The sequence below is a fragment of the Thermovenabulum sp. genome, assembly GCF_049701175.1.
Lineage (GTDB): Bacteria > Bacillota > Thermosediminibacteria > Thermosediminibacterales > Thermosediminibacteraceae > Thermovenabulum.
On record NZ_JBNATW010000048.1, the window covers coordinates 1 to 9,655 of the forward strand.

The window sequence follows — 9,655 nt, forward strand, 5'->3', positions numbered from 1 at the left end:
TCTTTTAATTCCTCCAATTCGTCAGCATCTAAATCTTTTAGAATTGCCATATACCTCTTTTATCTGAACTGCCGCTTGTAAGTTCAGGCATCGGTATTCTGCCATAACTTACAAGCTGTCCATTACCATCAGCTTCCGCCCATGCCACATTATTCGGATAGGCATTAATGTCTATGCCTAGAAGTTCTTTTTTTAGTGTATTTCTGCTTTTACCTTCTAAAAGCCTGTTATATGCGAATCTTGTGCAGGATGACCATCTTCTCATTAAATCAGCTACTTCCTGCTCGTCTTCCTCGCTCGGGAAAGTAAGTTTAGCCTGTATTGTTATCATGTTTTTTAGCACCTCTTTGCCCGTAAATCCTGGCCGCAAACGATGTAACTATCGCTATTAAATCCTCTGCTATTCTTCTTCGCTTACTACAGCGACAGCTGAAACTATATCGTTTTCCTCCAATTTTATCAAGGTTACTCCTCTTGTGTTTCTACTAGTTTTAGGTATACCTTTTACCTCTAACCTTATCATCATGCCGTTTGCGGTTGAAATTATGACATCATCTTTTTCGGATACGGTCTTTAATGAAACCACATTACCGGTTTTTTCGCTTATCTTCTGAGTTAATATTCCTTTTCCACCCCTTGATTGTATCCGATACTCAGAAATAGGGGTTCTTTTGCCAAATCCTTTTTCTGTTATTATGAAAACGTCCCTATCATCAAAAATCATATCAAAAGCTACTATTTGGTCATCTTCTTGAAGTGACATTGCTTTTACACCTTTTGCAGATCTTCCCATTTCTGAAACATCTTTTACCTTAAACCTTATGCTCATGCCCTTTAAAGTTGCCAAAATTATCTCACTGTCATTGTTCGCAATATTAACTCCGATTAATTCGTCTTCAGGATTCAGGTTTATGGCTATAATTCCAGACTTTCTAAGTGTTTTAAACTCAGAAAGCTTTGTCTTTTTTATCAAACCTTTTTTTGTAACCATAACTATATAATTTGCCTCATCAAAATCCTTAATAGCAATTACAGCGGTTATCTTTTCCCTCGGCTTTAAATTAATTAAATTAACTATAGCAGTTCCTTTTCCTGTCCTGCCCGCTTCCGGAACTTCATGAGCCTTAAGCCTGTATACATTCCCCAAGTTTGTGAAAAATAGAAGTACATGATGTGTAGAAGCTACAAATATTTTCTCTACAAAATCTTCTTCCCGAGTTGTTATCCCGTTTACTCCTTTTCCTCCCCTCTTTTGGCTTTTATAAGCTGAAAGGGGCATTCTTTTTACATAACCAAAATGGGTCATAGTAATGACTACATCCTCTTCAGCAATCAAATCTTCCTCGTCCATTTCGTCAATACTTTCTACAATTTCTGTCCTTCTTTCATCCCTAAACCTTTCTTTTATCATTAAAAGTTCGTCTTTTATTATCCCTAAAACCATTTTTTCGTCGGATAAAACCTTTTTGTAGTAATCAATCTTATTTAATAATTCTTTATACTCTTCTTCTATTTTCTGTCTTTCAAGTGCTGTCAACCTTTGAAGCCTCATGTCTAAAATAACTTGCGCCTGTTTTTCTGTTAGATTAAATTTTTTTATTAGCCCTTCCCTTGCAGTAGGCACATCTTTAGACCTTCTTATAAGCGCAATTACCTCATCCAAGTTTGCAAGAGCTATCCTCAATCCTTCGAGAATATGAACCCTCTCTTCCGCTTTTGAAAGTTCAAATTTTGTGCGGCGAATAATGACCTCCTTTTGATGTTCAAGGTAGTAGTAAATAATATCCCTTAAGTTTAAAACCATGGGCTTGTTATCCACAAGGGCTAACATTATTGCTCCAAAGGTAACCTGCATCTGAGTATGCTTATACAATTTATTAAGTATTACCCTTGAATTTGCATCCTTCTTCAATTCTATAACAACCCTTATCCCGTTTCTATCGCTTTCATCCCTTATATCAGTAATGCCTTCAATATGTTTATCCCTTACCAGTTCAGCTATTTTTTCTATAAGTTTTGCTTTATTGACCATATACGGTATTTCGTTTATTACTATCCGTTCCTTTCCGTGTTCTACTTCAATTTTTGCTTTAGCTCTTACTATTATTGACCCCCTTCCCGTTGTGTACATCTCCTTTATCCCTTCGGTTCCTACGATAATTCCTCCAGTTGGAAAATCGGGGCCTTTTATAACCTTCATTAAATCCTCAGGGCTTACATCCTTATTTTCGATCATTAACACCGCACCGTCTATAACCTCTGCCAAATTATGGGGCGGTATATTTGTAGCCATTCCTACTGCAATTCCCGATGAACCGTTTACAAGAAGGTTGGGAAATCTCGAAGGAAGGACCTTGGGTTCTTTTAAAGTCTCATCAAAGTTAGGTACAAAATCAACAGTGTCCTTATCAATATCGGAAAGCATTTCCAAAGCTATTTTTGAAAGCCGAGCCTCGGTGTACCTCATTGCTGCAGGAGGGTCTCCATCCACTGAACCAAAGTTACCGTGTCCGTCAATCAAAGGATACCTAATAGAAAAATCCTGAGCCATTCGGACCATTGCATCGTAAATCGCAGCATCCCCGTGGGGATGGTATTTCCCCATCACATCACCTACGATTGTTGCAGATTTTCTATGAGGTCTATCAGGAGTAAGGTTAAGTTCGCTCATAGCGTATAAAATTCGCCTGTGAATGGGTTTTAAGCCGTCCCTTACATCTGGCAGAGCCCTACCTACAATAACGCTCATTGCATAATCTATATAAGATTTTTTCATTTCTTCTTCTATAGATACATGCAAAACCTTTCCCGTAGTTTCAGCCATTTTAAAACCCCCGTTTTACTTTTAAATATCAAGGTTTCTTACTTCCTGCGCATGTTCGAAGATGAATTGTTTTCTCGGTTCGACCTTCTCTCCCATCAAAATAGTAAATATTTCATCTGCTTCAATAGCATCTTCTAAACTAACCTTTAAAATAGTTCTGGTCTTTGGATTCATAGTGGTCTCCCACAGCTGATCTGCATTCATTTCACCAAGACCCTTAAATCTTTTCACCTCTATTTTTTCCCTATCCTTCATCTTTTCTAATATACTCCTCAATTCTTCATCACTGTAAGCGTAATGGACCTCTTTGCCTTTAGAAATCCTATAAAGGGGCGGTTGTGCAATGTAAACCTTTCCCGCCTCAATGAGAGGTCTCATAAACCTGTAGAAAAATGTCAACAATAGAGTCCTTATATGAGCTCCATCAACATCTGCATCAGCCATGAGTATGATTTTATGGTATCTTAATTTTTCAATATCAAAGTCATCTCCGATCCCTGTGCCCAGGGCCATTATCATTGCCCTTATTTCTTCGTTTGAAAGAACCTTATCAAGTCTTGCCTTTTCTACATTCAGGATTTTTCCCCTGAGAGGAAGTATTGCTTGAAATCTTGGATTTCTTCCCTGCTTTGCAGAGCCCCCTGCAGAATCTCCTTCTACAAGATAAAGCTCGCAAAGCTTCGGATCTTTTTCGCTGCAATCCGCAAGTTTTCCAGGAAGGGTTGTTTTGTCCAACGCGTTTTTTCTTCTTACAAGTTCCCTTGCCTTTCTCGCTGCTTCCCTTGCCCTTGCAGCACTTATAGCTTTTTCCACTATGCTTCTTGCTATAGAAGGGTTTTCTTCTAAAAACTTTGACATTCCCTCGCTTACAACCTGATCTACTATACTCCTCATTTCACTGTTGCCCAATTTAGTCTTGGTCTGTCCTTCAAATTGGGGATTTTTCAACTTAACACTTATTACCGCAGTCAACCCTTCCCTTATGTCATCCCCTGATAAATTCTGATCCTGTTCCTTCAAAAGATTTATTTTCCTTGCGTAATCATTAATAACCCTTGTCAGAGCAGTTTTAAAACCTATTAAATGAGTTCCGCCTTCCTGGGTATTTATGTTGTTTGCAAAACTTAATACATTTTCTGTATAGGAATCGTTGTATTGAATAGCAACCTCTACTTCCCATTCGTCCTTTTCTTTTGCACTCATATAAATTGGTTCTTCATGCAGTACATCTTTGTTTCTATTTAGATATTTTACAAAAGAGACAATTCCGCCCTCATAATAGTAGACTTGCTCTTTGTTAGTCCTCTCATCCTTTAAAACTATTTTTAAGCCTTTTGTCAAAAAGGCCTGTTCCCTCAAACGCTGGGCAAGGATTTCAAAATTGAAATTAATATCCTCAAATATTTCCTTATCAGGAAGAAAGGTAACCTTTGTTCCTGTGCCTTCTGCCTCCCTTACCCTTTCAACCTGTGTTACAGGTTTACCCCTCTCGTACCTTTGCCTGTATAAAAACCCATCCCTTTTTACTTCAACTTCCAACCATTGGGATAAAGCATTTACAACTGAAACACCAACTCCGTGAAGCCCACCGGAAACCTTATATCCACCAGAACCAAATTTTCCTCCAGCGTAAAGCTGTGTTAAAGCAACCTCTAAAGCTGGCTTCCCTACCTTAGGATGGATTTTTACAGGAATACCCCTTCCGTCATCCTCTACACTTATGGAACCATCTTTTTTTATCGTAACTATTATGTTTTTACAAAACCCTGCCAATGCCTCGTCTACACTGTTGTCTACTACTTCATACACCAAATGGTGCAGTCCTTTTATATCCGTTGAACCTATATACATGCTCGGCCTCAACCTTACATGTTCTAAACCTTCTAAAACCTCAATTTTTGTTTCATCGTAAACCGGCTTTTTTTCCATTCTACAACCCCCGTACTATCCATTGTATTCATTTAAATCAACCAAAACATTTGCCCTCTTTAAAAGGGTAACCGACGATATGGGTGAATAATATACATTTTTATCCGTAATAACTATTGATTTACCGTCTTCCTCATTCTTTACAAAACCTTCTTCTTTTGCAATCTGTAAAAATTCCGATGTAGCAATGGATTTTAGAGAATTTCTGTCTAAAATTACTATGACTTCACTGCTTTTTATCACCGTATTTTTGCCTATATGAATGAACAACCAACTCACCTCTTATGCATTTTATATATAGCATCCTTTTTCATAACTTCTTTTAGTTTTTCTTTGAGCATTTTATCAGTTACATCAGAACATACCTTCTCTATCCACATAATTTTTTCTTTTGGAAGATTAAATTCGCTTAGATTTATTTCTGTATAGTAGTCCTCGTTATTATTTAATTCTTCTTTACATTCTTCATCTGATACCATAAATTTTAAATCTTTTATAATTTTTTTCTTAAATTTGGAATTTATCTTTTTTATTATTTCCTCTTTAAAAAACAAGAGATGATGAGCCCATACTGAATTTTTAACCCCTATAAACAAGGTCTTGCCTTTTATACAAATAGGATTTGATATCTTATAAATTTCTGGGCCTACTATATCTTTATAATAAATTTTTATAATAGACTCAGTAAGCTTTAAATTTATATCTAATTGCTTATATTTTTTTTGCAATAAATCCCCTAATTTTTCCATAAACATCATCCTTCCTTAGGAAGGCTTATCAGTAAAGCCTTTTTTAATATTTCCTCGGGAAGGCTTTTTAAATCAGTAGTAGTTATAAATATTTGACCAAAATTATACTTAAGTAGTTTTTCTCTCCGACCAAAATCTAATTCGTAAAGAACATCATCCAGTAATATTATCGGAGTTTTGACCGCTGATTCAAAGGCAATTTTCCCTTTACCAAAAATTAAACTCAAAACCAACGTCCTTATTTCTCCCTGAGACCCATATCTTTTTATATCCCTTCCTCCGCATAAAAATACATAATCATCGGTATGAGGTCCCTGGTAATTTCTATCGATTTCTTCCCTTAACCTTGTTTTTATTTCATCTATCGAAAATTCCCCTATTTCGGCAATAGGGGAATTGTAGTATAAGTCAATCTGTGAATTATCTCCTGAGAAGTCTTTGTATAAATCATTAATTAAAGGTTTAAATTTTTTTATAAAAGCAATCCTTAATTTTATAATTATTGCTGAAAGGTTAATAATTTCTTCGTTGAAAACCTCTAAAAGTTCCCTGTTATAAAATTTTTTATCGTAATTTTTTAAAAGTTTATTTTTCTGCATCAAAAACTTGTAATAATCCTTTAAATAATTATAATATATAGGCTTAATGTCAGAAATTATTCCATCAAAAAACCTTCTCCTTACAGAGGGGCTGCCTTTTATTAATGACAAATTATCTGGTGAAAAAAAAATAGTACCGTATTTACCGGATAGATCCTTTATTTTTTTTACATCATGACCCATTTCCTTTAATTTTTTTGTTCCATCTTTGCTTATATAAACTTCCCTATCTATTAAATCCCCTTCATCTTCGAAAATACCCTTTATATACGCATAATCGCTATCAAAATTAATAAGATCTACTTCTTTTGATGTTTTTATAGGTTTAAAATTACACAGGTAATATATCGCTTCTAAAATATTTGTTTTCCCTTGAGCATTCTTCCCATAGATAATATTCACATCTTCAAAAAAAAAGTCTTTTTCTTTAAAATTTCTAAAATTCCTAAGACGGAGTTCTTTTATTTTCAAATTATTCACTCCCGCCTTTTACTATGTACCTGTTTCCTTCAACTTCCACCTCATCTCCCGGGAAAATTTTTCTCGACCTTTTGGTCTCCACTTCTCCGTTGACCTTAACTTTACCTTCTTGAATTAATATTTTTGCTTGACCTCCTGTAGAAACTATATTTGCCCACTTTAAAAATGAATCAAGTTTGATATACTCAGTATTAATCTTAACTTCCATAAATTACGCTTCACTCCTCAGCCTAATAGGCAGTAAAAAGTTTATGTGATTTTCCACATTTACAGGTTTAATAATCAAAGGATTAACTTCTCCCCCAAATTCCATAGATATTTCAGGATACTCTACTGACTTTAAAGCATCAATCAAAAATTTTGCATTAAAAGCAACTATTAAATCTTCACCAGAAGTTTCACATTTTATATTTTCTGAAAAATTTCCTACTTCCGATTCCGAACTTACTGTAATAACCCCGTTTTGTATGCTTATTTTTACAATATTGTTTTTGCTGCCTTCTTTTGCGAATACATAAGCTCTTTCTACACTTTCTAAGAGCTCGTCGGTATTTATTAAAACCCTTACCTTTGGTTCAACCTTAACGATTTCTTCATATTCGATAAATTTTCCTTCTAACAACCTTGAAGTGATTGTCAAAAAGTTCGATTTAAATATTATTTTGTTGTTCGCAGTATGGATTTCAAATTCTTTATTGTCTTCATCAAAATCAATCTTTGAAAACTCGGACAAAGTCTTCCCCGGAACAATTACACTGAAATTGTCTGCATCGATTTCTTCCCATCTCCATGCTATCCTAAAACCATCAAGGGCTACAATATTGAATTTACCGTTTTTCACCTCTAAAAGCTCTCCCGTTAAAACCGGCCTTGAAAGGGATTCTTCAGCTGTTGCAAAAATAGTCTGTTTTACCATTTTTTTAAACAAATCGTGAGAAAAATTTAAAATATGTTCAGATTTTTCTGGAAGTATCTCAGGAAAATCGTAAGGTTCAAAACAGGGTAAGGATAAGTTTATTTCTCCTGCTTTTATGTTTATTTTATCCTCATTCTTAGTAAAAAATAGCTCTCCTTTGGGTAACTTTCTTACTATTTCTAAAAATGTTTTTGAAGGAATAACTGCACTTCCTTCGTCTTTAATATCTGCCTCTATTTTACACTCTATCCCCATATCAAGGTCAGTTGCTGAAAGTTCCAAGAATTTTTCCTTTGCAGAGAACTTAATACCGGAAAGTATGGGTATAGTAGTCTTATTAGGAACAAATTTTTCAACAGTGTTTAATAAACTCAAAAGTTTTTCCTTTTCAATCGAAAAAATCATAATATACACTCCCCTCTAATATGACTATAAGATTAAATTTTCGTAGAGGGATTTTAAATTAGTAGGAGTAGTAGTAAGCACTGTGGATATGTGGATAAATATTGTGAATAACTTTCAAATATGGGTTTTGAGAATTTAATAATTTGTGGATAGTGGGTATAAATTATTATAAATAATTAACATAAACAAGTCGATTTAGAAAAATATCCACAATAATCCACAAAAAATTAATAATTTATAAAGATATTTTCCACAATTAGCCGTTTATAATTTTTCTTTTAAGGTTGTCTATAATTGATGCGAGTTCTTTGTCCTTAGAAATATCCTTTGAAATTTTTTCACAGGCGTGAATTACTGTAGTATGGTCTCTCCCACCAAACTCTTCTCCAATTTTTGGAAGGGAGTAGTCGGTGAGTTCCCTTGCAAGGTACATGGCGATTTGCCTTGCATATGCGAGTTCTTTGGTGCGTTTTTTTGATTTAAAATCTTCTATTTTTATTGAAAAATGAGAGCCTACTGCGTGAAGAATATCAGATATGGTAATGGTTTTTTGTTTAGTATTTGGCAATAAATCTTTTAGAACGAACTCCGCTAACGATAAGTCAATGGGTTTATTAGTAAGAGAGGAGTAGGCGACTATTCTAATAAGTGCTCCTTCTAATTCTCTAATGTTTGTTTCTATTTTTTCTGCGATAAAGTTTATTACTTCATCGGGAACGGTTAGGTTCTCCATTAAAGCTTTTTTTCTTAATATTGCAATCCTTGTTTCAAAATCTGGAGGTTGTATATCTGTTATAAGACCCCATTCAAAACGCGATCTTAGGCGTTCTTCTAATGTGGGGATTTCTTTTGGTGGCCTATCGCTGGAGATAATTATTTGTTTATTTGCTTCATAAAGGGCGTTGAAGGTATGGAAAAATTCTTCCTGGGTTCTTTCTTTACCAGCAATGAATTGAATATCGTCTATGAGAAGTACATCAATATTTCTATACTTATTTCTAAATTCAACGTTTTTGTCGTCTCTTATTGAGTTAATTAATTCGTTTGTAAATTTTTCCGAAGATACGTATACTACCCTGCAATACGGGTTATGCTCTAAAATGTAATGGCCAATTGCGTGCATTAAATGGGTTTTGCCCAAACCTACTCCACCGTATATAAAAAAGGGATTGTAAGCTTTTGCAGGAGATTGAGCTACTGCTAAGGAAGCTGCATGTGCAAATCTATTACTATTTCCCACAACGAAGGTATCAAAGGTATATTTAGGATTAAGATTGGATTGACCGTCATCAGAGGTTTTTACTAATTCTTTTTCAATCTGCTGATCAGAATTATTCTCATTAAGATAATTTTCGTTTACAATAAAGACAAGAGAAATTTCTGAGTTTAAAATGGAACTTAAAATATCTTTTAATAAATTATAATACCTTTTTTCAAGTATACCTTTTATAAAATCATTGGGAACTTCTACTTTTGCAATACCATCGCTTAATGATATGAGCTTTGTGGGTTTTAAAAAGGTGTTGTAAGATACGTCGTTATTTAGTTCACTTCCTAATATCTTGAGAACATGCTGCCAAATGTCAGAAAGATTGCCGGTCATATAATTTAAAACCTCCTCGGTTGATAAAAAAAGAAAAATAAAAGCCACTGACTGGCTAATAAAATGATAACAAAATATAATTGTTAATTCAATAAAAATGATAGTGTAAAATATTTTTAGGTCAAAAAGGAGGAAAAAGCAGAAAAAATG

8 protein-coding genes and 2 pseudogenes are annotated in these 9,655 nt (G+C 34.4%); all 10 read right to left on the reverse strand.

All coding sequences use genetic code 11. The annotated features are described in order from the left end of the window. Positions 1 to 172: 172 nt before the first annotated feature. Positions 173 to 331, reverse strand: a pseudogene (locus tag ACPLVF_RS11610) (helix-turn-helix domain-containing protein); the annotation flags it as partial. Then, positions 312 to 410 (reverse strand): annotated as a pseudogene (locus ACPLVF_RS11615) (IS607 family transposase); the annotation flags it as partial. The pseudogenes ACPLVF_RS11615 and ACPLVF_RS11610, both read right to left, overlap by 20 nt. Beyond that, positions 401 to 2,824, reverse strand: a complete 2,424-nt coding sequence (gene gyrA / locus ACPLVF_RS11620; RefSeq protein WP_424907989.1) for a DNA gyrase subunit A — start codon at positions 2,822 to 2,824, stop codon at positions 401 to 403. The gene gyrA and the pseudogene ACPLVF_RS11615, both read right to left, overlap by 10 nt. Positions 2,825 to 2,845: 21 nt before the next feature. Further along, positions 2,846 to 4,753 (reverse strand): DNA topoisomerase (ATP-hydrolyzing) subunit B, encoded by a 1,908-nt coding sequence (gyrB, locus tag ACPLVF_RS11625; RefSeq protein WP_424907990.1) that lies wholly within the window; start codon positions 4,751 to 4,753, stop codon positions 2,846 to 2,848. A 15-nt stretch (positions 4,754 to 4,768) separates the two neighbouring features. Next, the gene (gene remB, locus ACPLVF_RS11630) at positions 4,769 to 5,023 is read right to left on the reverse strand and encodes an extracellular matrix regulator RemB (RefSeq protein ID WP_424907991.1); all 255 of its coding nucleotides are present in this window, start codon (positions 5,021 to 5,023) and stop codon (positions 4,769 to 4,771) included. Positions 5,024 to 5,028: 5 nt separating this feature from the next. After that, positions 5,029 to 5,502 carry a DUF721 domain-containing protein gene (locus ACPLVF_RS11635; protein ID WP_424907992.1) on the reverse strand — a complete coding sequence of 158 codons (474 nt, stop codon included), beginning with the start codon at positions 5,500 to 5,502 and terminating at the stop codon, positions 5,029 to 5,031. 5 nt (positions 5,503 to 5,507) lie between these two features. Then, on the reverse strand, positions 5,508 to 6,572 hold the full coding sequence (recF, locus tag ACPLVF_RS11640) for a DNA replication/repair protein RecF (RefSeq protein WP_424907993.1): 1,065 nt from the start codon (positions 6,570 to 6,572) through the stop codon (positions 5,508 to 5,510). A 1-nt stretch (position 6,573) separates the two neighbouring features. Beyond that, on the reverse strand, positions 6,574 to 6,789 hold the full coding sequence (gene yaaA, locus ACPLVF_RS11645; RefSeq protein WP_424907994.1) for a S4 domain-containing protein YaaA: 216 nt from the start codon (positions 6,787 to 6,789) through the stop codon (positions 6,574 to 6,576). Positions 6,790 to 6,792: 3 nt separating this feature from the next. Next, the gene (gene dnaN, locus ACPLVF_RS11650; protein ID WP_424907995.1) at positions 6,793 to 7,902 is read right to left on the reverse strand and encodes a DNA polymerase III subunit beta; all 1,110 of its coding nucleotides are present in this window, start codon (positions 7,900 to 7,902) and stop codon (positions 6,793 to 6,795) included. 256 nt (positions 7,903 to 8,158) lie between these two features. Next, on the reverse strand, positions 8,159 to 9,505 hold the full coding sequence (dnaA, locus tag ACPLVF_RS11655; RefSeq protein ID WP_424907996.1) for a chromosomal replication initiator protein DnaA: 1,347 nt from the start codon (positions 9,503 to 9,505) through the stop codon (positions 8,159 to 8,161). Positions 9,506 to 9,655: the final 150 nt, after the last annotated feature.

What these genes read in the sequence shown, in the direction of transcription:
- gyrA (WP_424907989.1), bottom strand. Translation starts at nt 2,824, where the DNA reads ATGGCTGAAACTACGGGAAAGGTTTTGCATGTATCTATAGAAGAAGAA.
- gyrB (WP_424907990.1), bottom strand. Translation starts at nt 4,753, where the DNA reads ATGGAAAAAAAGCCGGTTTACGATGAAACAAAAATTGAGGTTTTAGAA.
- ACPLVF_RS11635 (WP_424907992.1), bottom strand. Translation starts at nt 5,502, where the DNA reads ATGGAAAAATTAGGGGATTTATTGCAAAAAAAATATAAGCAATTAGAT.
- yaaA (WP_424907994.1), bottom strand. Translation starts at nt 6,789, where the DNA reads ATGGAAGTTAAGATTAATACTGAGTATATCAAACTTGATTCATTTTTA.
- dnaN (WP_424907995.1), bottom strand. Translation starts at nt 7,902, where the DNA reads ATGATTTTTTCGATTGAAAAGGAAAAACTTTTGAGTTTATTAAACACT.
- dnaA (WP_424907996.1), bottom strand. Translation starts at nt 9,505, where the DNA reads ATGACCGGCAATCTTTCTGACATTTGGCAGCATGTTCTCAAGATATTA.